The organism is Amphritea atlantica (assembly GCF_900111095.1).
Classification (GTDB): Bacteria; Pseudomonadota; Gammaproteobacteria; order Pseudomonadales; family Balneatricaceae; genus Amphritea; species Amphritea atlantica.
In genome coordinates this window covers 23,301-45,312 of sequence record NZ_FOGB01000022.1, presented here as the reverse complement: position 1 = coordinate 45,312, position 22,012 = coordinate 23,301, and the positions used below count along the sequence as shown (strand labels likewise).

Genomic DNA, 22,012 nt, shown 5'->3' with positions numbered 1-22,012 from the left:
TTGATACCCAGCTGAGTATCGCGGGTCTGTGTCCAGGTGGTCACACGGGACAGCATATCAATCTCGCCGGACACCAGCGCAGTAAAACGCTCTTTAGCATTCAGTGGAATATACTTAACTTTAGTTGCATCACCCAGCACGGCGGCGGCCACCGCCCGGCATACGTCAACGTCCAGACCTTTCCAGTTACCTTTATCATCAGGCACCGAGAAGCCAGGGACACCACTCGTTACACCACACTGAAGTGCGCCACGTTCCTTCACAGTTTCCAAAGTACCAGCCATTGCTGTACCTGTCATTGCAACCATCAGGACGGCAGCAGATATCAGGGTTTTCTTCATTGGATGCTTCCTCTTTGTAACGAATTAATGAATAACAAAAGCGGGCTATGTTCAGCAGCACAGCTACAGCACTATGCTAAGCAAAGAGCGTTCCACTTCTTTATTCTTTTAATCCATATAGTTAACTTTCAGTCTATTAGTGTAGCAACTGTTTTCCGACTGTACAGAAAGCAGCTAATTAACTAACTATTTTCATGCAGCTTTTAAATAATGTTGTAATAAATTTACAATTAAACTGTCAAAAACAGTCAAAAAAACTGACATTTTCGATCACGAAAAAATAGGTACGCACCAAAAAAAACCACCCGGATGGGTGGTTTTTAAAGTACGGCTTATATTCAGTGCGTTATTCAGATGGGTTAATATCCAGTAACTCAACCTCAAACACCAGCGTCTCATTGGGTCCGATCGCGTCACCCATGCCACCGGGGCCGTATGCCAGATCAGCCGGAAGTACAAGGCGAGCTTTCCCCCCCACTTTCATCAGCTGAAGCCCTTCGGTCCAGCCCGGAATCACACCATTCAGAGGGAAAGAAACCGGTTCACCACGACTATAGGAACTATCAAAGTCGGTACCGCTGATCAGCGAACCACGATAATGTACTTTCACAGTATCTTCAGGCTTAGGGCTGGCTCCCTCACCGGCGGTCAGCTCTTCATACTGCAGCCCGGATTCGGTTGTGATAACACCCTCTTTTTTGCCATTCTCAGCCAGGAACGCTTCACCTTTCTTCAGGTTTTCATCTGCCAGCTTATTAAACTCGGCCTGCTTCTCTTCCATTTTTTTCTTCTGGAAGGCCATCATTGTGGCTTCAACCTCATCCGGTTTCAGCAGCGGCTCCTCACCAGAGTACACCGTTTCTACTGCGCGTCGCAGCGCATCAACATCAAGCTCAGCAACATCGGCTTTCAGCCGTTCGCCCAACATCAGACCCAGGCTGTATCCCAGTTTCTGCTGATCAGTCTCCAGAGAGTATGGTTTTTCAACCTTTGCGACGGCTTTATCATCTTTGTCGGGGCCACATCCCACCAACACAATACTTGCTACGGCCACGGCCACCAGCGTTTTCTTCATTGTCATTCCTTAATCCCTAGGGGTCAGTTATCTGCTGTTAGTAAACCATTAAACTGAAAAGTTCAGTTAATTACCACCGCACCCGATTGCTTTCTCAACTAATTGTTGAAAATGAGCCTGCAGATCTCCTGTCATAACAGGGTCGGTACCCGCCGCAGTACACAGATTAACATAGCCCAGTTGATTCATATCACCTGCTGTACCAGAGACATCAGGACAGCGATCTCTCAGATCATAGAGCAAACCTGATTCCACTCTTTCTGCGGCCAGTTCTGCTTTTTTCAACCGCTGATAACATTCCTCTTCTGCGCTTGAACGCTTTGACTGACGCAGCTGATAGCGCAGCAGACGCAGGGGTTCAAGCATATTGATACGCCACTCCCGGACACCCGCATAATCCAGAGTCTCAGGCAGTTGCCGCCCCAGATGCGCCAGCCATAAGGCAAACAACAGATCGTTTACGCTCAATTGATAACGGTTTTGCAACCGCAGACACAGCTGTTCGATAGCCGGGTCAGAATAGATCGCTACGGCATAGTTCCAAAAGGCATTATTTTCTGACATCTGTGATAAAATCCGCCGCCATGATTCAGTTAAACCAGCTTAGCTTACAACGAGGACCCCTGCGCCTGCTAGACAGAGCGCAGCTGACGATTCACGCCAATCAGAAAGTCGGTATTGTGGGTGCCAACGGCGTTGGTAAGTCCTCACTCTTTAAATTAATTCTCGGTCAGCTGCAGCCCGATGAAGGCGACCTGCAGCTGCCAGGCAATCTGACCATCGCCCATATGGCTCAGGAGGTCGCCGACAGTGACCAGCGCGCCATCGATTATGTCCTCGATGGCGACCAGCGACTACGTGCCATTCAACAGGCACTGACTGAGGCAGAGCAGAGCGACAATCATCACCGCATCGGCGAGTTACATGCTCAACTCGATGCCATTAATGGCTACAGTGCCGAAGCCCGCGGGCATCAGTTATTAAGTGGTCTGAGTTTTGCCCCTCGTGATGCCGAACGACCCGTCAACACGTTTTCCGGAGGCTGGCGTATCCGCCTCAACCTGGCACAGGCTCTGATGAGTCATTCCGATATCCTGCTGCTGGATGAGCCCACCAACCACCTGGACCTGGATGCCACGATCTGGCTGGAGCAGTGGCTGCGAAACTATCAGGGTACTCTGCTGCTGATCTCCCACGACCGCGACTTTCTCGATGCGGTCAGCACCCATATTGTGCATATGCATCAGCAGAAAACCGAACTGTATAAAGGCGGCTATAGCGACTTTGAAAAGCGCCGGGCGGAACGGCTGGCACAGCAGCAATCGCAGTTTGAGAAGCAGCAGGTCAGAATCGCCGAGATTGAAAGCTTTGTACGCCGTTTTAAAGCCAAGGCGACCAAAGCGAAGCAGGCGCAAAGCCGGGTTAAAGAGCTGGAACGGATGGAGCTGATCGCTCCCGCCCATGTGGACAGCCCGTTCAGCTTCTCCTTTCAGTCATCGGATAAGATCTCCTTTCCCCTGATGAGTCTGGATAACTGCCAGCTCGGTTACAGCCAGCCGATTCTTAACGACGTAAAGCTGACACTCTCTCCGGGAGACCGGATCGGTCTGCTGGGGCCGAATGGCGCGGGTAAATCCACCCTGATTAAAACCCTTACCCGGGACCTGCCGCTGATTGATGGTCTGTATCAGGCTGGCGAACATCTGAAGATTGGCTATTTTGCCCAGCATCAGCTCGAAGCCCTGGATCTGGAAGCCTCACCCGCCCTGCATATCCAGCGAATATCACCAAAAGCCAGTGATCAGGAGATTCGTAACTACCTGGGCAGCTTTGACTTTAATGGCGACCGGGCACTGGAACCGGTGAAACGTTTTTCCGGCGGTGAAAAAGCCCGGGTAGCATTGGCACTGATCGCCTGGCAACGGCCCAACCTGCTGTTACTGGATGAACCGACCAACCATCTGGACCTGGAGGTTCGCCATGCGCTGACGCTGGCGCTGCAAAATTTTGATGGCGCACTGATTCTGGTATCCCATGACCGCCACCTGCTGCGCAATACCGTTGATCAGTTCCTGCTGGTCGCCAACGGTCAGGTATCCCCCTTTGACGGTGATATGGACGACTACCAGCAGTGGCTCACAGCCCAGCGCCGGACTCAGAATCAGGTCATTGAGGAGCCGAAGGAAAACCGTTCCCTCAGTGCTGCAGAAAAGAAAGAGCAGAAACGACTCGACGCTGAACGGCGTAACGCCCTGCGCCCGCTGCGAAAAGCGATTGAAAAGCTGGAGGCGGATTTAGACAACGTCACTCAAGCGCTACAGCAGATTGAAACCACCCTGGCTGATGTTTCGCTGTATGAAGAGAGCAATAAAGAGCAGCTGAAACAGCAGTTGCAGCGCCAGGGCGAACTGCAGCAGAAGGCGGATGCAATTGAATCCGAATGGATGGAAAAGGTCGAACAACTGGAACAACTGGAGAGCGAGACCGCGATCTGAAACGCAATGATTAGCGGATCAATATCGTAGTCTCTCCCCTCTTAGCCTGGCTTAATGGGCGTGCATAATGGTATGCACCAGGGCATCCAGTTCACCACGACTCGCCACAATGTGGTCGAGTACCTCATCCACATCGGCCTGCGTTATGCGTAACTCACTGAGCACCGAATCAGGAATCGCCTCAACCGGACCATCCGCCAGTTCCTTGCTGCGCAGCGCCCGGCTAACCACATAGATCAGCTTCGCTTCATGGCTCGCCAGCCCGTCATAATTCAGATCATTATGGTAGCGTACCGCCTCAACCACCACCTCGGGCAATCCCCAGTTATCCAATAGCCAGCCACCAATCTGCTCGCGGGTGACATTCATCACCTGCTTCTCAATAAACTCCAGCGCCATATGAGGGTTCGCTTCAATATAGCGGGACAACAAAGAGAAATGAGGCGGAAACAGGTGCGCCAATATCAGGTAGCCAAAGTTTTGTAACAACCCGGCCAGATACACCAGCCCCGGTTTTGGCCTGATCTCGGCAGGCATCTTTTTACACACCAGCTCAGTCGCGGCAGCAAGGTAAACAGACTGTTTCCAGTAGGGAATGCCATCACGCGGCGTATCATCAGGCACCTTGAGGGTTTTACCCATCGCGACCCCCAGCGCCAGATTCACCACCAGATCAAACCCCAGCACCCGGATGACAGCATCTTCAACCGAATGCACCTCGCCCGGAGCGGCATAATAGGGTGACGCTGCCCAGCTCATGACCTGGGCCGCCAGACTGGCATCCCCCCGTACCAAAGGCACCAGATCATCAATTCCTGCAGTGGGATCAGAACGCAGTTCTACCAGGCGTTTCATGGACGGCGGTAACGGCGGTAGTCCAAGAGTATCCTCCAGACGCTGCTGAATCCGCAGCGTGGTAAAGCGCTCAACAGCCCGGGTAATCACCTGTTCATCACTGCCGTCCTGCTGATGCTGGTCAATCGACTGGGAGGTCAGCCCCAACGAGCAGAGGGACATGTGATCCCCAAACCACTCACTCTGGGCCTCAAAAGCCAGCCCGGTATAAGACTCCACCACATCAAACCGCTCATAATCCGCCAGCGACTGATCGATAAATACCGGCAGTTGGAACAGTTTTTCCTGACCGGCCTGTGACTTCAGGGCGGCCTGATTGAAAAATTTTGAAGCGTCTTTACATCTGACAGGTTGCAGATGTCGGCCAGAATGTTTCCAGATACTCACCAGATTTAACAGCATATTCGCCGGTAACAGCACCAGAGCCTTGCCTTCATGATCATTCAATAACACCATGCGGATTACTCTGGAATCTTTATCCGAGCTGAAGATAGATTTAACTGCTATAGACAAAGGGCATTCTCCAATTCACAGGCCATCGAAGAGCTATCGGCCTGAAAAGTACGATCTTTAATTGGTTCCAGTATAGTTAGCGCCCAGCCAGCCAGCAGCAATAAGCTCACCATTTCGGGTTACTCTGTGCAGAGAAATCGCTGTTGTCTGTTCACCGACAGGTCAACTACTTGAGTTATATGATATTTTTTGCAAAGCGAGCCCCTTTTATTGAATATCTGCTTTAATTACAGCTCAGCCCCCCTTTCTGACGGATAAACCAGAATCAGGAACTCAGTTATGCGCAACGTGCTTCTCAGTGTCATTTTGACGACTACCGCCCTGTTCCCATCGTTTCTTTATGCGGTTAATGAAGATCTGGCCCCGGAGTCAGCAACAGGGGTTCAGACGCAGGCAACGGTCAGAGCCCGCCAGCAGTTGGTTGTCTCCGCCCACCCTCTCGCAACGCAGGCGGGATACAACATACTGCAACAGGGTGGCAGTGCCGCGGATGCCGCCGTTGCGGTCCAGGCGATGCTAACGATGGTTGAGCCTCAGTCATCTGGTATCGGCGGCGGTGCGTTTATGCTCTACTGGGATAACAGTGCGCAAAAAATCACCGCATTTGATGGCCGGGAGACAGCCCCTGCTGCTGCCACTGAAGATCTGTTTCTCACAACCAGTGGCACGCCCATGAATTGGTGGGATGCCATGGTGGGAGGACGCTCAGTCGGTACGCCCGGGGTTCTGGCGATGCTGGAGCTGAGCCAGAAAAAGTATGGCAAGCTGCCCTGGGGAAAACTGTTTGATGACGCAATTTCGACCTCAGAAGCCGGTTTTAACGTAACCCCACGGTTACACCAGCTGTTAGCATCGAAGATCAATCCAGGGCTTGGACGCTATCCGCAAGCCCTGCAATATTTCTTTACCGCAGACGGGGAACCTCTGCCCGAAGGATATCTGTTAACTAATCCGGCACTGGCAGACTCTCTGCGGCAGATTGCACAGCAGGGTGCTAAAACACTCTATCAGGGGCCTTTGGCAGGTAAAATCATCACGGCGATAAAACAGGCAAAGGATAACCCGGGCAAACTTACCCTGAGCGATCTGCAAAACTATCGGGCGGTTGAACGCCAGGCAATCTGCCGGCCGTTCAGACAGTATCGGGTCTGCGGTTTTCCGCCACCGACTTCAGGCGGAGTTACCACCCTGCAGATCCTTACACTGATGGCGTTAGCTGAACCGCAAGCGTTGCCACCGGATAGCCTCGAGTTCTATCACCTGTTTACCCAGGCAAGCCGTCTGGCCTATGCCGACCGGGCCCGTTATCTGGCGGACAGCGATTTCATCCCTGTGCCGGTGAATGAGCTGCTGGATGACGAATACCTCCGCCAGCGCAGCCAGCTCATCAGCCCTCTCCGCGATATGGGGAAAGCGGCTCCCGGTGAGTTACCCAACAAGATCAGTCGTGCCGATGATCGCTCTCCTGAGCTGCCCTGTACCAGCCACTTTGTGATCGTTGATCGCTGGGGCAATGCGGTTTCGATGACTACCAGTATTGAGATGGCCTTTGGCTCCACCCTGATGGCAGGCGGCTTTCTGCTGAACAATCAGTTAACTGACTTCTCATTTGTTGCCGAGGTTGACGGGAAACCGGTGGCAAACCGGGTTCAACCCGGCAAGCGCCCCCGCAGTTCGATGTCGCCGATGATGGTATTTGATGAAAATAATCAGTTAATCGCTGCACTGGGCTCCCCCGGTGGCAGCCGGATCATCAGCTATGTCGCTGAAAACCTCTATCGTAAACTCAGCTCTGATATTTCGCTGCAACAGGCGTTTAACAGTCCCCATGTGGTTAATCGCAATGGTGTTACAGAACTGGAAGCAGGCACTACTGCAGAACGGTTTGCCGAACCACTCAAAGCGCTGGGTCATGAGATTAAGATCCGGGATCAGAACAGCGGATTACATGGATTTTTCCGCCAGAGTGATGGCTCATGGGGCAGCGCGGCAGACCCCCGTAGAGAGGGCACCGCACTGGGCAACTAACCCCCTCTCAACCGATCTGGCCTGAGCGGTCGGCCAGATCGAGCCCCCCATAAACTGTCAAAGCGTTTACGGCGCAGGCAGATACTCATTTTAAGGGGAATTCCCCTCTACATATTTAGACTTTAGTCGTTATAATAACCCTAGCAATTGTGCATAGCACAAATTCTCGAAGCGACACAGATTCAACTAATAAAAATAGCCTTTCATAATTCTGAAATCAGCCTCGTATAACCTAACTAATTGATTTTTTAAAAGGGTGAGCCAAGATGTCTAACTTATTGATGGCTGGGAAAAAAGTACTAATTGTCGGAATCGCCAACGACAAAAGCATCGCTTACGGCGTTGCAAAAAAATTGCATGAACAGGGTGCTGAACTCGCTATAACCTACCTGAATGACAAAGCAGAGCGTTTTGTCCGTCCGCTGGCTGAAGAGTTGCAAGCGTCGATTATCATGCCTCTGGATGTGACTCAGGAACAACAGATGGCTGACCTGTTTAAAGCGATCGAAGAAGCCTGGGGTTCTCTCGACGGCCTGGTTCACTCGCTGGCATTTTGCCCGCTGGAAGACCTGCATGCGCCCATATCTGAGTGTTCCCGCGAAGGTTTTGCCCAGGCAATGGATGTCTCCTGCTACTCCTTTATCCATATGGCTTCGTTTGCCAAAGAGCTGATGAAAGATGGCGGTTCGATGATCAACTTCTCCTATCTGGGCAGTGCGCTGACCACCGGGGATTACAACATTATGGGCTGCGCCAAAGCCGCACTGGAAGCAGCTACCCGCTATCTGGCACGGGATCTGGGGCCACAACATATCCGCGTCAACTGCATCTCTCCCGGCACCATTGCAACCCGCGCAGCAGGCGGTATTAAAGATTTCGCCACCATGCTTGAATACAACCAGCATAAAGCCGTAGACCATCAGCTACCCACTATTGAAGAGGTTGGCGATGCGGCAATGTTCTTCCTCAGCGACCTGTCAAAAGGCACTTCCGGCAGCATCCACTATGTCGACCACGGTGTAGGCATTGTCGGCTAAGCTAAATACTGACGCTAAAAAAAAACACCGCACTGCGGTGTTTTTTATATCCAGCGCGTCACTGTCAGTATGTTTTATAGGGTAAAAACTTACCCGAGAAAACGACATTCACCCGGTCACCGTTGGGGTTGGGTTCCCGCTGAATGTCCATTGAGAAGTCGATTGCACTCATAATGCCATCGCCAAACTCTTCATGAATTAACTCTTTGATTGTGCTGCCATAAACATTAACCAGCTCATACCAGCGATAGATCAGAGGGTCGGTTGGCACCGCTGTCGGCAGTGAACCTTTATATGGCGCTATCTGCAGCCAGGCGACCGCTTCGTCAGTTAACTCAAAGATCTCACCTATTTTGGAGGCCTGCTCTTTATCAAGGGCCATCTGCCCGAGGCACGCGGCAGTTGTCCACTCTTTTGATAAACCGACGGCTTCAGCGACAGTGCTCCACTTGATCCCCTTGACGACTTTCTGTGCGAGGATCTGCGCAGTTACTTCTTCACGGCTACTTATCATAATAATGACTCCTTATATGATCGTTTTATTGAGTAAGATTATGGATTTGCCCCAGAAGCACGACGACCGTCACCGCGAGCATCAGAGAGATACTTTTCCAGAACAGTAACGGGTTACGATCCAGCAGTGGTGGACGGGTTTCGCTAAGAAACTTCTGGTTTGGATACCTGAGGTCATAAAGAAACTCCGAGAGTTCTTCATAACGTTTATACGGGTTGGGATTGAGCGCTTTGCGCAAGGTATAGTCGATCCACCTGGGGATCTCACGCTCATCATCAAGCACACTGTGGTACTTCAGTCGTTTCTGTGCAGAAACTGTGCGCGACTTCGCCACCTGAGTATCGTAGGGGAAGCGCCCTGACAGCATATGGTAAGTCAGTACAGCCAGTGAAAACTGATCCGAGCGTCGGGAAACGATCTCTCCAACAAAATATTCGGGCGCCATATACAACGCGGTACCCTGCATCTCATCCTGTTCCAGTGTGTTCTCTGCTTCGACAATACCGGCGATTCTGACACCTCCAAAGTCGATGATCTTCACCGTACCGCTGCTGTCGATCATGACGTTATCAGGCTTAAGATCCTGATGCAGAATCTCCATGCGATGCATCGCCTGTAAGCCTTTCGCCACCTGCTCGATGATACCCCGCACGGTTTCCATATCCGGGTTCGGGTTATCTATCAGCCACTGTTTAAGGGTAATACCCTCGATATATTCCGTAACACTGTAGAGATAATTCCGCTGGCGGTTCTGTAAACCCGCTTTCATCACATGCGCGTTATTGATCCGCCGCGCAACCCACTCTTCCATCAGAAACCGTTCCAGATACGCGGGATTGTTGCGTAGTTCAACAGAGGGGATTTTGATGACAACACGTGAGCCATCCTCAAGATCCTCAGCCAGATAAACATGGCTGCGACTGTTGGCATGCATCTCTCGCAGGATCAGATAACCATCAAACGTCTGGCGGGCATGCAAAACCGGTGGCAGCTCCAACTCTTCGACCTGCTGCTGCAGCGTACTTGCCTCCATAGAAGGCAACCGATCGACCCTGGCAATCTGCAACGTCAGGTTATCATCACTCCCCTGTGCCAGGGCTCGCTGAACCAGTGTTTCTGCAGCCAGGTTCAGATCATCTGCATGTTCACTGAGGACTTCCAGAACATCCTCAGTGTCAATAAATTCATAAACTCCGTCCGTACAAAGCAGGTAATAATCACCCGGTTTTAGTGCAACCGTCTGGTAATCAAACTCAACATCCAGATCAACACCCATTGCCCGGCTGAGATAACTTTTCTCTTTCGAAATCCAGCTGCGGTGATCTTTGGTTAACTGCTCCAGACCCTGGCCACGCAACCGATAAATCCGGCTATCACCGGCATGAAACAGATGCACCGTCGATGCCTTAAAAACGGCCGCACTCAGTGTGCAGACATAACCCTTATCTTTGTTATAACGAAACTCACTACGTTGCGTCTGGGAGCATAGCCAACCATTGACCGATTCAAGTACTCTCAGGCCAGACGTGTAAACGGTCCAGGTATCTGAAGTACAGAAATAGTCATTCAGAAAGCTTTTTACCGCTGTTTCACTGGCAATCTGGCTGACACGACTGGTACTGATACCATCTGCCAGAACCAATGCGGCACCTTTGAGACTGAGCTGCGGTTCGCGTGGAATAACGGCGCCATGAAAATCCTGATTGATCTCTTTGACGCCTTTATCACTGAACTGCCCCAGGCTGAGCTTAAGTTGGCTATTCATACAACCTACGATTCTTCCAGAAATCAGGGGTTAACTTAGAAGGTAACGACATAGTTGTCTGCCCTGAACAAAAAATCCCGGTGATTGTTTCGATCACCGGGATTTCTACTGGTCATTCCACTTTTAAATACCCAGATTACAGAGCAGCTACGGTATGAGCAGATGCTTTACTGCTTTTGCTCTCTTTAACATGAGTCAGGTAAAGAGGCAGACCCACCAGCAGGAATCCACCGAACAGATTACCCAGAGCCGTTGGCAGCTCGTTCCAGATGATGTAATCCATAAGAGTGAAGTCACCACCCATGATCATAGAGAACGGGAACAGGAACATGTTAACAATTGAGTGCTCAAAGCCCATGAAGAAGAACAGCATGATCGGCATCCACATCGCAGCCATTTTAGCGCCCGCAGAAGTAGAGATCATCGCACCAACAACGCCCATGGACACCATCCAGTTACACAGCATGCCGCGAATGAAGATAGTAAACCAGCCACCAACACCCTGAGCCTGATAGCCCAGTGTACGGGCTTCACCGATCTTGCTTACTTTTTCAGCAATCACACCACCATCGGTCTGGTAGCCATAAGTCAGAATAAACGAAGCAAAGAACGCAACCATCAGTGCGCCGGACAGGTTACCGAGGAATACCAGACCCCAGTTACGCATCAGACCACTCATGGTACAGCCTGGACGTTTATCAATCAGTGCCAGAGGAACCAGTGTAAAGACACCGGTAAGCAGGTCAAACTTACACAGGTAAAGCATGATAAATCCAACGGGGAAAAGCAGCGCACCTACCAATGGGATACCCGTTTTAACGGCGACCGTGATGGCAAAAAAAGCGGCCAACGCCAGAATCGCGCCCGCCATAAATGCGCGGACATAGGTATCTTTGGTGGACATGAAGATTTTCTGCTCACCTGAGTCGACCATTTTGGTCGCAAATTCACTTGGTTCTAAGTAAGCCATAGTTTTGCCTCATTTAATTAAGTAAAGTTTCTCATCTGTTTGCCGCTTTCTGCAGGGCAAAAAAAAAGCGCCCACCCCTCTATCACCTGGTAGTGATAAGGGATGGACGCCTTTGTCCGAATTTTTCTAAATTGTATGCGCCGCATATCTGCTACGACTAATTAACGTATTGCAGAATCAGTACCATAATTTCAAAAAATACATTTAATCAACAAGTTAAGAAAAGCGTATTCGAAAAGCATCGCTCCTCTTGCCATTCAATGGTGCAGGCGCACAATCGCTGTGCACTAAAAAACGGTGCAGGGCACCGATGCGGCACTAGCCTGATGAGCAACCAGCTATACTGCCTGTTTTTCCCTCCTGAAAAGTGCCTGGTTAATCTCTGAGACAGAGATTAACCAGGTGCCATCGCTTACTCATCGATCGACTCTTCAGGCAGCACCAGGCTAAGAATGATCGCCGCCAGACCACCGGTGGTAATCGGTGAGCCAAAGACGCTCTGAACCATCTTCGGCAGTTGGTCAAGCAGCCCGGGAGTCATGGTCACGCCGAGCCCCATACCGAAGGCAACCGCCATAATCAGCAGCTTTCGACGATCGAGATGTTCTGAGGCAATAATCTTAATCCCGGCAGCAGCTACGGTGCCAAACATGACCAGTGTTGCGCCACCCAGTACCGGTTTTGGAATCTGCTGCAGCACCCCACCAATCATCGGAAAAAGCCCCAGCAGAATAAGAATGCCACCAATATAGAGAGCCACATGCTTACTCGCCACACCGGTTAGCTGGATGACTCCGTTATTCTGACTGAAGGTGGTGTTGGGGAAGGTATTGAATACCGCTGCCAGAAAGGAGTTAAAACCATCGGCAAACACGCCGCCCCGAACCCGGGAAATATACTCCTCACCCGCAATCGGTTGCTTTGACACCATACAGTTCGCGGTGATATCGCCGGTCGATTCGATTGCGGTGATCATATAGATCAGTGCAATCGGCAGGAATGCACTCCAGTCAAACGAGAAACCATATTTAAAGGGTACAGGAAGACTGATCGCGGACAGGCTGCCCAGATGAGCGAAGCTGACCTTGCCCATAAACCCGGCGATGATCATACCGATCACCAGGCCGATCACAATTGATGACAGGCGGATCCAGCTGTTGCTGGAACGGTTAAGGGCAATAATGCTCACCAGCACAATGCCCCCCAGCATCAGGTTCGCCGGAGCACCAAAATCTTTCGCTTTAAAGCCGCCCGCCAGATCGGTCATACCCACCTTGATCAGGCTCGCCCCAATAATGGTAATCACGATACCAGTGACCAGAGGGGTGATCACTCGCTTCAGCTTATGAATAAACTGGCTGAGAAAGATCTCGATAAAAGCACCCAGCATACACACGCCAAAAATAAGGGAGAGAATCTCTTCCGGGCCGCCCCCCTGACCTTTGGCAATAAAACCAGCAGCCAGTACCGAGCTGAGAAACGCAAAGCTGGTGCCCTGCACGCAGATCATCCCAGCGCCCATACCCAGAGGCCGCTTAGCCTGAATAATGGTGCCAACTCCCGATACCATCAAGGCCATGCTGATCAGATAGGGGACATGTTCGCCCAATCCCAGCACCCCGCCAATAATCAGTGTTGGGGTGATAATACCAATAAAACTTGCCAGAACATGCTGTAGAGCTGCAAAGCCTGATTCTAAAACTCCGGGTTTTGAATCCAGCGAATAGATCAGGTCGTTAGAGTGCTGTGTCGACATAAGGCCTCCTTGTTTCGTGGCAGGGTAAACGACCCTGCCAGTGCACGGTCAGTTTCAGAAGTGCCATTTCAGCAGCAGAGACGCACAACGCTCATCGGTTGTACTGCCATACTTATTGTTCCAGTAGGCGTACTCGATACCCACATACAGAGGCGATTTCAGGCCCAGGTTTTTACCGGCATTCCATTTGATCTGAGGGGTAAAGTTCATCTCAGACTCATTAGTTTTACTGCTGGTACTCCAGTCGAGAAAGCCGTCGATCAGAAACTCCTGACTACCCGCTTCAATCGGGTAGGCCCAGGTCAGCGTCAGTTGCTCATCATTATCGGCAAGATCGTTATAGGCTTTGTATACACTGGCATTGAAGTAACGGAATCCCGGCACATCCAGGCTAACGCTCACCCCATAGAGATAGTTATCGAAACCATCGCCAGCTTCCCAGGTGCCGGTCAGAAACAGATCCTTAACCGGCCCAAAGGAAAGATCACTTCCGGTCACATAGCCCAGACTCAAACGCGGGGAAAACTCACCGTAATAGCTGCTTTTACCATCCTCAGGCATGGTGCGATCGATAAACAGAAAGGTATCGCCCCAGTTATGCCCGGTTGCATTTTCCAGCGTCACAACATCCATATTGCCGGTCGGTGTAAATTTATAGTCATCACCTTTCAGGTAGCTCAGACTGGTATTGGTCCAGAGCATCTCAGCGGCAGCGGGTGTAGCAACAAAAGCGCTTGTTAATAGCGTGGCCAGTGCGAGTGTTCGTTTCATAGTGGTCATCATCCCATTCCATCGTTAAAGAAATTAAAACCGTCCGACAGGACATATGAGCACTACTTCAGCAAAAACCTGGCCAACCGGTCAGAAAAAACAGAAGATGGTTAAATTACCCGTAACAAACAATGAGTTAATAAACGATTTGTAAAGATCAGCTGCGTTTACACAGTTTTTCGCAGTGCATCATCCGAAGGCAATCATGCAACCACCAGCATTAAAATGTTTACTTATGGTGCAAAGAAATAGATACAAGTTGATATTTTTTTGTATACATCTAAGCCAGATAACCCTACAAAATGCCTCTGTTATTTTCTGTGACCATCGGTCACAATATGACCCTTGGTTTTCTGGACAGATAAAGATGCACCCTAATCGGAAGATGAGAGAGTTTGAGCGCCGCGAGCGGGACATTCTCGACACTACACTGACACTATTAACCGGCGAACAATGGCAAACGATCAGCGTCGATAAAATCGCCCAATGCACCGGTATTGGCAAAGGTACCGTTTACAAACATTTTGACTGCAAAAATGATATCTATGCGCATCTGCTGCTGGATAACTACCGGCAGATGCTGACACAGCTTAAACGCTTAGCAGCGGATGACCATTTAACCGGAGTGCAACAGATACGCGGCATGCTGGTATACACGCTTGAGTATCACCGTGAAAACGTTGCTCACCAGCATATGCATCTTCATTTCAGACAAAAAGCGTTCCGCGAACAGATCAGCAGCAGCTATCTGCAACAGTTAGATGACACTGAAGAGCAGTTTATCGAAGCATTTGAACAGGCCGTTTATAAAGGGATTACCGAGGGCGATGTAAATCCGGATATCCCCCGTGAAACGATGATGGCAGGGGTAAGCGCGACATTCGAAGGCGCCATCGTGATGTTGCAGGAAGGCGGCTGTTGTAAACAGCAGATGATGCAAACAGCCGAACAAAAAGATGCCTATATTAATCACGTGGTTGACTACATGATCGCAGCGCTTATCCGTCAGCCAGCAGATAAACAGGAAAAACGATGAACAGATCCGTAATAATGGCGGTTGTGGTGGCTTTGCTAATGACAGCCTGGATGGCTTCAGGCATGCAGGACGACAAGGCTCCCGTGCAGGTATCAGAGCCGTCCTCTCAGGCTAAGCCCCTCATGAAAGTGAAAGTCATCGATTCCAGCGCCCGGAAAGTTCAGCAATTTGTGCGGGTACAGGGGCAGGTGGAAGCTAATCGCACCATCGAGCTCAGAGCTGAGATTGATGGCCGCGTCGAAGCCCTCTCCGCAGATGAAGGGCAGCGACTACAGGCTGGCGACCCGTTATTACAGATATCCGCTGACTTTCGTGCCGCCCAGCTGGCTGAAGCGCAGGCCCTGCTGAAACAGCGCAAAAGTGACCTGGCCGCCAGCATTAATCTGAAGAACAAGGGTCTGCAATCGGAAAATAAGGTATTTGCCGATCAGGCCGGAGTCGAAGCGGCACAAGCTCAACTGGCACGTATAGAGCACGAGCTGGGTGAGACTCAGGTCACCGTCCCCTTTACCGGGGTTTTGAACCGCCGCCTGGTTGAGCTGGGTGATTACCTGCAAGCCGGTGATGTCCTGGGGGAGCTGGTCGATGACGACACCGTGAAAATCACCGGCCAGGTTCCACAACACAGCGTTGGACAGCTGGAGGAGAATCAACCGGTCGATGTAGCGCTGAGCAATGGTTCGACACTGACCGGCCGCTTAAATTTTATCGCCCCCGTTGCGGACCCGGTCACCCGCAGTTACCGGGTTGAAGTACAGATACCCAACCCTCAGCACCAGCGGATTATCGGCTTGTCAGCAACATTAAAACTCCCCGCGGGAGAGCAATCCGGCCACCTGTTGCCCGGCTCGGTACTGGGGTTGAATGAAGCAGGAAACCTGCAGGTCAGGCTGGTCGATGCTCAGAACCGTGTCAGCGAGACCGTCGTCGAGATCATCCGTACCGATAGCAACGGCTTCTGGCTCAGTGGCCTCAATGACGAAGCCCGCGTGATCACCATTGGCCAGGATTTTGTTGCGGTGGGTGAAGAGGTAGAACCGGTCAGCGATACCGAACTGATGTCAAAGCAGGTCAGCAACCTGTCACTGCAGGAGAACTGATCAATGATTGCCGCTCTTGTTGCCGCAGCAATAGACCGCAGCCGCACCAGCATACTTATCTTACTGTTCTTTCTCGTAGGGGGAATGTCTGCATTTCTGAGTATTCCCAAAGAGGCGGATCCCGATGTCGCGATCCCGATCATCTATGTCTCAATCCCCTTTGAAGGGATTTCACCCGATGATGCGGTACGTCTGTTAGTGCGGCCAATGGAAAAAGAGCTGAAATCAATCGAGGGTGTCAAAGAGATGCGCTCGGTGGGCTCAGAGGGCCATGCATCGGTCACCCTCGAATTTGATGCCGGTTTCGATAGTGATACAGCGCTGCAGGATGTTCGTGAACGGGTCGATATCGCTAAAGGCAAACTGCCTGCAGATGCGGATGAACCACAGATTCACGAAGTTAACGTCGCACTGTTCCCGGTGCTGAACATCGCCATCTCTGGCCCGGTCTCAGAACGGATTAAACTGAAAGTCGCCAAAGACCTTCAGGATGAGGTCGAAGGGATCGCGGGTGTCCTGGAGGTTGATATTGGCGGCGAACGTGAAGAGCTGATGGAGATAGAGATAGAGCCTCAGTTACTGGAGAGCTATCAACTGGACTTCGAAACCGTACTCGATAGCGTCGCGCGGAATAATCAGTTGGTTGCAGCCGGAGCGGTCGATACCGGCAGTGGCCGTCAGGTATTGAAGGTACCCGGGGTGGTTTCCGAGTTGAGCGATATGCTCAATATGCCAGTCAAATCAGTTGATGGCACCGTGGTCACCGTTGGCGATATTGCCAAAATCCGCAAAACCTACAAAGACCCTGAAGGCTTCGCCCGTGTCGATGGCGGCGCTGCTATGGTATTAGAGGTGAAGAAAAAGGTTGGCGCTAATATTATCGATACCATTGAAGCGGTCCAGCGAATCGTTACCGAACGCAGTCAGCTATGGCCCCAGGGGCTGAAATACTCCTATATTCTCGATCAGTCCACCCAGATCAGAAGCATGCTCAGAGATCTGATGAATAATGTTCTCAGTGGCATCATTCTGGTTATGGTGGTGGTATTAGCGGCGATGGGCTTGCGCACCTCTTTGCTGGTTGGCCTGGCTATTCCTGGCTCTTTCCTTGCCAGTATGATGGTCCTGAAGTTAATGGGTTTCACCCTCAATATCGTCGTGCTATTCAGTCTGATTCTGGTCGTCGGAATGCTGGTCGACGGGGCTATTGTCGTTGCCGAACTGGCGGAACGACGGATGAGTCAGGGACTGAGTGGCCGGGAAGCCTTCCGTTATGCAGCGTCACGGATGGCCTGGCCGGTGATTGCCGGAACCGCCACGACCCTGGTGGTGTTCATGCCACTGATGTTCTGGCCCGGCGTGATTGGTGAGTTCATGAAATACCTGCCCGCCACCGTTGTCGTCTGCCTGACCGCATCCCTGTTTATGGCACTGATCTTCATGCCCGTACTGGGCGCCGTCAGCGCCAGAAAGCGATACGTAAAACAAAATGACAGCGATGAATATACTCTGCCAAAAACAGCCCTTAACCGTGCCTATACCCGCCTGATGGCAAAGCTGCTGCACTACCCCATCCGGGTGTTTATTGTGGTCTTAATAGCGATTGGCAGTAGTTACGGAGCCTACGCTGTTTTTGGTAAAGGGGTTGAGTTTTTCCCTGATATCGAGCCGGAAATGGTGCTGATCAATCTGCATGCCAGAGGTGATCTGTCTATTTATGAAAAAGACCGGTTACTGCGACAGGTCGAGGAACGGGTGATGGATATCCCCGGACTGAAATCAGTCTATGCCCGTAGTTTCAACCAATCCTCCAATGATGCCGCTGAAGATGTGGTCGGGGTGATACAGTTCCAGTTGGATGACTGGGATAAGCGTGACAAAGCCGCCCACATCCTGGCGCAGATGCGGCAAAAGACCGCCGACCTGCCCGGTGTCATCATAGAAACCCGCAAAGCGGAAAACGGTCCCAGTGAGGGTAAACCTATCAAACTGTTTGTCAGCGGCTACGACAGTGAGGTGATCTATCAAACAGTCGCCGATATCCGCCGGATGATGGACGATATTGGTGGTTTCTCCGGGGCGGAAGATGACCGGCCACTGCCGGGCATCGAGTGGCGCATCATCGTCAACCGGGAGGAAGCCAGCCGCTATGGCGCCAGTATTGCCCTGGTTGGCCAGGCGGTCCGATTGATTACCAACGGCATTAAAGTCACCGATTACCGCCCGGAAACCTCCGATGATGAAGTCGATATTATGATCCGTTTCCCCGAGGATAAACGAAATCTCGATCAGTTGATGCAGATGCAACTCAGCACCCGTTATGGAATGATGCCTATATCCAACTTTATCGAGCTTAAGCCCGCCCCTAAAACCGGTGTTTTGAAACGGGTCGATAGCCGCCGGGTCATTACTATTCAGGCCGACGCTGAAGAGGGGCATCTGGTGAACGACCTGGTGGTTGCTATGCAGCAGCGCTTAGCCAAGCATCAGTTTGATCCGCAGATCCGCCTGACGTTCAAAGGAGAAGATGAACAGCAGAAAGAGACCGGTGCTTTTCTGATTCAGGCCTTTGGCACAGCCCTGTTTCTGATGGCACTGATTCTGGTCACCCAGTTCAACAGTCTGTATCAGGCAGGGCTGGTGCTTTCGGCAATTGTCTTCTCCACCGCTGGCGTTCTCATTGGTTTAATGGTGGCCGGACAGCCCTTCGGCATTGTGATGGTCGGTGTCGGTATTATCGCCTTAGCCGGCATCGTCGTGAACAACAATATTGTACTGATTGATTGTTATAACGACCTGCGCAGGCAGGGGCGTTCCCCCTACGATGCGGCACTGCAAACCGGCAGCTTACGTCTGCGGCCCGTCGTACTCACCGCAGTAACCACGGTGCTCGGCCTGATGCCGATGGTACTGTCGATGAATATCGACCTGATCAACCGTGATATCAGCTTCGGAGCCCCCTCCACCCAGTGGTGGACCCAACTCGCCAGTGCTATCGCTGGAGGTCTTTCGTTTGCAACCATACTCACCCTCTTCCTGACCCCCTGCTTGCTGGTACTGGGAGAGCGCAAGTGGCTGCGGCGAAAACAGCCGCAACCTGAAGCAACCACGGAACAACCGTCGACCTGATCTGGAAACAGAAAGCCCTGCGACAGGCCGCAGGGCTTTTAACAAGAGAACCAGCTGGAAACCGGCTTGTCACGGGTTCCGCTGATAATTATTAGCAGCTTATTCAATAAAGTGGGGAATAATCTGTTCCCGTCCCAGCTCCGCTTCACCAATGATCCATGAACGAAATGTTTCTGCGTGGGGATGTTCATACTGATTATCGGGAGAGACCAGATAGAAAGCTTCTGTCGTTGGAACCCGCTCTTTGAGCGGCGCCACCAGACGACCCGATTCAATCATGTCAGCGACCAGTGCAGAGCGTCCCAGCGCTATGCCTTGCCCGCAAGCAGCCATTTCCAGTGCGGTTATCAGAGTATCAAACTGTACACCCTGATCAGATTTAACATCTTGATAGCCTGTCTGACTGAGCCAGTATCCCCACCCCTCTTCATAGCCCACCACATGCAGCAAGTCATGCCCAGCAAGTGCAGCCGGGGTATCCGGTAGTGCACTGCCACTATCAAGTACAGGACTACAGACTGGAATCAGCTCATCCCAGGATAAACGATCAGACCTGAAACCTCGCCAGTTACCTTTACCGTAGCGGATCTCCAGATCCGTATCTTTTTCCCGTTCATCGGGCCAGATATTACTGCTGAAACGCAAATTAACATCGGGATGCAGTTTACGAAATTTCCCCAACCGGGGCGCCAGCCAGGTAGTAAAGAAGACCAGATTAGTTCTGACCGTCAATAAACGGGTACGCCCCTGGCCGAAAATCTCATCGGTCGCGACAGCCAGGCGCTGAATCGATTCATGCACTGCGGGCAGATAGGCCATACCCGCCTCCGTTAGTTCCAGCCCCCGGGGTAAACGCTTAAACAGGGTTACCCCCAGTTGCGATTCGAGTCCCTTAATCTGCTGACTGATCGCTGCCTGGGTCATATTCAACTCGGTGGCTGCCTGGGTAAAATTCAAATGCCTGGCTGAAACTTCAAAGGAGCGTAGCCAGTTAAGGGGGGGTAATCTTTTTTTCAATGTGTTACCTATAAAAACAGATATCCCAGAGGATCTATTGTATATAAGAATAACGCAAAAAAGGCCACATACCCGTCGCTGAATATGTGGCCAATACGGTGACTCTAAGTTACTTCATGGTTGGCATCGAGAACTCAACACCTTCACGCACGCCTGCAGAAGGCCAGCGCTGAATAATCGTCTTACGTTTGGTATAGAAGCGCACACCATCCGGACCATAGGCATGCAGATCACCAAACAGAGAGCGCTTCCAGCCACCGAAACTGTGGTAGGCCACAGGCACCGGCAGAGGTACATTGATACCCACCATACCAACCTGGATGTGATCGGAGAAATAACGCGCCGCTTCGCCATCACGGGTAAAGATACAGGTACCGTTACCGTATTCATGGTCGTCAATCAGTTGCATCGCTTCGTCCATGCTGCTGACGCGCACAACCTGCAGCACCGGCCCGAAGATCTCTTCCTGGTAACTCTGCATGGCAGGGGTAACGCCATCAATCAGGGTGGCACCGACGAAAAAGCCCTCTTCATAACCGGCGACCTGAGGGTTGCGCCCATCGATCACGACCCGCGCACCATCAGCTTCCGCACTGTCGATATACCCCACCACTTTCTGCTGATGCTGACGAGTGATTACAGGGCCGAAGTCGTTGCTGCTATCGCTATAAGCACCCACTTTCAGGGTCTGCATCGCTTCGCTCATTTTAGCAACCAATGCATCGGCAGCGGCATCACCAACAGCAACCGCAACAGATAGTGCCATACAGCGCTCACCGGATGAACCAAACGCAGCACCGAGCAACTGGTTTACCGCATTATCCATGTCCGCATCAGGCATGATAATCGCGTGGTTCTTCGCACCACCCAGCGCCTGGCAACGCTTACCGTTGGCATTCGCGGTGGAGTAGATATACTCAGCAATCGGTGTAGAACCCACAAAGCTGACGGCTTTGATACGCTGATCAGTCAGCAGCACATCGACTGCTTCCTTGTCACCGTTGACCACGTTCAGTACGCCATCCGGCAAGCCTGCTTCCTGCAACAGCTGGGCGATAAACAGTGTGGAGCTTGGATCACGCTCAGATGGTTTCAGAATGAAGGTGTTGCCACAGGCAATCGCCAACGGGAACATCCACATCGGTACCATCGCGGGGAAGTTAAACGGTGTAATACCGGCGACCACACCCAGTGGCTGAAATTCGCTCCAGGAATCGATATTCGGACCGACATTCTTGCTGTATTCACCTTTCAGCAGTTCTGGAATACCGCAGGCAAACTCAACGTTTTCAATCCCCCGCTGTAGCTCACCTGCCGCATCATGGCTGATTTTACCGTGCTCTTCACCGATCATCTCGCAGATGCGGTCAGCATTCTGTTCCAGCAGTTCCTTAAAGCGGAACATGACCCGGGCACGCTTAATGGCCGGAGTATTACGCCATTCAGGGAATGCAGCCTGAGCCGCAGCGATGGCGTCTTCGACGGTGGCTTTAGATGCCAGTGCGACCTGCTTGGATGCAGTACCGGTGGCAGGATTAAATATATCCTGAACCCGTGCTGCGTCGGTGACAATTTGACCGTTGATCAGATGTCCAACTGTGTTCATGTGA

17 protein-coding genes are annotated in these 22,012 nt (G+C 51.5%); 6 read left to right on the top strand and 11 right to left on the bottom strand.

What is annotated here, in order from left to right; all coding sequences use genetic code 11:
• The 3 genes from BMY09_RS21240 to BMY09_RS21230 form a co-directional block, all read right to left on the bottom strand.
• On the bottom strand, positions 1-341 hold a 341-nt coding region (locus BMY09_RS21240; protein ID WP_139203235.1), incomplete at its 3' end, for a transporter substrate-binding domain-containing protein.
• Between the two features lie 346 nt (positions 342-687).
• On the bottom strand, positions 688-1,416 hold the full coding sequence (locus tag BMY09_RS21235; RefSeq protein WP_091362149.1) for an FKBP-type peptidyl-prolyl cis-trans isomerase: 729 nt from the start codon (positions 1,414-1,416) through the stop codon (positions 688-690).
• A 66-nt stretch (positions 1,417-1,482) separates the two neighbouring features.
• Positions 1,483-1,980, bottom strand: a complete 498-nt coding sequence (locus tag BMY09_RS21230) for a TIGR02444 family protein (RefSeq protein ID WP_091362148.1) — start codon at positions 1,978-1,980, stop codon at positions 1,483-1,485.
• A 20-nt stretch (positions 1,981-2,000) separates the two neighbouring features.
• Here BMY09_RS21230 and BMY09_RS21225 point away from each other — a divergent pair, with 20 nt between their 5' ends.
• Positions 2,001-3,911, top strand: a complete 1,911-nt coding sequence (locus BMY09_RS21225) for an ATP-binding cassette domain-containing protein (RefSeq protein WP_091362147.1) — start codon at positions 2,001-2,003, stop codon at positions 3,909-3,911.
• Positions 3,912-3,962: 51 nt separating this feature from the next.
• Here BMY09_RS21225 and BMY09_RS21220 read toward each other — a convergent pair whose 3' ends face one another.
• Complete coding sequence (locus tag BMY09_RS21220; RefSeq protein ID WP_091362146.1) at positions 3,963-5,279, bottom strand: HDOD domain-containing protein; 1,317 nt, start codon at positions 5,277-5,279, stop codon at positions 3,963-3,965.
• Positions 5,280-5,558: 279 nt separating this feature from the next.
• On the opposite strand from BMY09_RS21220, the gene ggt reads away from it, so the two are divergent.
• Together ggt and fabI are read left to right on the top strand one after the other, a co-directional pair.
• Positions 5,559-7,307: a gamma-glutamyltransferase gene (ggt, locus tag BMY09_RS21215; protein ID WP_091362145.1), complete on the top strand. Its 1,749-nt coding sequence runs from the start codon at positions 5,559-5,561 to the stop codon at positions 7,305-7,307.
• Between the two features lie 266 nt (positions 7,308-7,573).
• On the top strand, positions 7,574-8,344 hold the full coding sequence (gene fabI / locus BMY09_RS21210; protein WP_091362144.1) for an enoyl-ACP reductase FabI: 771 nt from the start codon (positions 7,574-7,576) through the stop codon (positions 8,342-8,344).
• 64 nt (positions 8,345-8,408) lie between these two features.
• Here the strand turns inward: fabI and cynS are convergent, their stop codons facing one another.
• The 5 genes from cynS to BMY09_RS21185 form a co-directional block, all read right to left on the bottom strand.
• A complete protein-coding gene (cynS, locus tag BMY09_RS21205; protein ID WP_091362143.1) occupies positions 8,409-8,858 on the bottom strand; it encodes a cyanase in 450 nt (149 codons plus the stop codon).
• Between the two features lie 25 nt (positions 8,859-8,883).
• Positions 8,884-10,623: a bifunctional protein-serine/threonine kinase/phosphatase gene (locus BMY09_RS21200; protein WP_091362142.1), complete on the bottom strand. Its 1,740-nt coding sequence runs from the start codon at positions 10,621-10,623 to the stop codon at positions 8,884-8,886.
• A 136-nt stretch (positions 10,624-10,759) separates the two neighbouring features.
• Positions 10,760-11,593: a formate/nitrite transporter family protein gene (locus tag BMY09_RS21195; protein ID WP_091362141.1), complete on the bottom strand. Its 834-nt coding sequence runs from the start codon at positions 11,591-11,593 to the stop codon at positions 10,760-10,762.
• A gap of 412 nt (positions 11,594-12,005) precedes the next feature.
• On the bottom strand, positions 12,006-13,349 hold the full coding sequence (locus tag BMY09_RS21190) for a uracil-xanthine permease family protein (protein ID WP_091362140.1): 1,344 nt from the start codon (positions 13,347-13,349) through the stop codon (positions 12,006-12,008).
• Positions 13,350-13,403: 54 nt separating this feature from the next.
• Positions 13,404-14,120, bottom strand: coding sequence for an outer membrane protein OmpK (locus BMY09_RS21185; RefSeq protein ID WP_091362151.1), 717 nt, complete (start codon positions 14,118-14,120; stop codon positions 13,404-13,406).
• 367 nt (positions 14,121-14,487) lie between these two features.
• On the opposite strand from BMY09_RS21185, the gene BMY09_RS21180 reads away from it, so the two are divergent.
• Genes BMY09_RS21180 through BMY09_RS21170 form a run of 3 tightly spaced genes read left to right on the top strand, consistent with a single transcriptional unit; the run spans position 14,488 to position 19,385 of the window.
• On the top strand, positions 14,488-15,156 hold the full coding sequence (locus BMY09_RS21180; RefSeq protein ID WP_175483627.1) for a TetR/AcrR family transcriptional regulator: 669 nt from the start codon (positions 14,488-14,490) through the stop codon (positions 15,154-15,156).
• Positions 15,153-16,256 carry an efflux RND transporter periplasmic adaptor subunit gene (locus tag BMY09_RS21175; RefSeq protein ID WP_091362138.1) on the top strand — a complete coding sequence of 368 codons (1,104 nt, stop codon included), beginning with the start codon at positions 15,153-15,155 and terminating at the stop codon, positions 16,254-16,256. Before BMY09_RS21180 ends, BMY09_RS21175 begins: the two co-directional genes overlap by 4 nt.
• Before the next feature lie 3 nt (positions 16,257-16,259).
• On the top strand, positions 16,260-19,385 hold the full coding sequence (locus BMY09_RS21170) for an efflux RND transporter permease subunit (protein WP_091362137.1): 3,126 nt from the start codon (positions 16,260-16,262) through the stop codon (positions 19,383-19,385).
• Between the two features lie 99 nt (positions 19,386-19,484).
• Here BMY09_RS21170 and gcvA read toward each other — a convergent pair whose 3' ends face one another.
• Both gcvA and BMY09_RS21160 read right to left on the bottom strand, forming a co-directional pair.
• Positions 19,485-20,402, bottom strand: a complete 918-nt coding sequence (gene gcvA, locus BMY09_RS21165) for a transcriptional regulator GcvA (protein WP_091362136.1) — start codon at positions 20,400-20,402, stop codon at positions 19,485-19,487.
• 109 nt (positions 20,403-20,511) lie between these two features.
• Positions 20,512-22,008, bottom strand: a complete 1,497-nt coding sequence (locus BMY09_RS21160; RefSeq protein WP_091362135.1) for a CoA-acylating methylmalonate-semialdehyde dehydrogenase — start codon at positions 22,006-22,008, stop codon at positions 20,512-20,514.
• Positions 22,009-22,012: the final 4 nt, after the last annotated feature.

Coding starts and splice junctions, on each gene's coding strand:
- fabI (WP_091362144.1), top strand. CDS start 7,574: ATGTCTAACTTATTGATGGCTGGGAAAAAAGTACTAATTGTCGGAATC.
- BMY09_RS21190 (WP_091362140.1), bottom strand. CDS start 13,349: ATGTCGACACAGCACTCTAACGACCTGATCTATTCGCTGGATTCAAAA.
- BMY09_RS21160 (WP_091362135.1), bottom strand. CDS start 22,008: ATGAACACAGTTGGACATCTGATCAACGGTCAAATTGTCACCGACGCA.
- BMY09_RS21200 (WP_091362142.1), bottom strand. CDS start 10,623: ATGAATAGCCAACTTAAGCTCAGCCTGGGGCAGTTCAGTGATAAAGGC.
- ggt (WP_091362145.1), top strand. CDS start 5,559: ATGCGCAACGTGCTTCTCAGTGTCATTTTGACGACTACCGCCCTGTTC.
- BMY09_RS21185 (WP_091362151.1), bottom strand. CDS start 14,120: ATGAAACGAACACTCGCACTGGCCACGCTATTAACAAGCGCTTTTGTT.
- BMY09_RS21195 (WP_091362141.1), bottom strand. CDS start 11,593: ATGGCTTACTTAGAACCAAGTGAATTTGCGACCAAAATGGTCGACTCA.
- BMY09_RS21235 (WP_091362149.1), bottom strand. CDS start 1,416: ATGAAGAAAACGCTGGTGGCCGTGGCCGTAGCAAGTATTGTGTTGGTG.
- BMY09_RS21225 (WP_091362147.1), top strand. CDS start 2,001: ATGATTCAGTTAAACCAGCTTAGCTTACAACGAGGACCCCTGCGCCTG.
- BMY09_RS21170 (WP_091362137.1), top strand. CDS start 16,260: ATGATTGCCGCTCTTGTTGCCGCAGCAATAGACCGCAGCCGCACCAGC.
- BMY09_RS21230 (WP_091362148.1), bottom strand. CDS start 1,980: ATGTCAGAAAATAATGCCTTTTGGAACTATGCCGTAGCGATCTATTCT.
- cynS (WP_091362143.1), bottom strand. CDS start 8,858: ATGATAAGTAGCCGTGAAGAAGTAACTGCGCAGATCCTCGCACAGAAA.
- BMY09_RS21175 (WP_091362138.1), top strand. CDS start 15,153: ATGAACAGATCCGTAATAATGGCGGTTGTGGTGGCTTTGCTAATGACA.
- BMY09_RS21180 (WP_175483627.1), top strand. CDS start 14,488: ATGCACCCTAATCGGAAGATGAGAGAGTTTGAGCGCCGCGAGCGGGAC.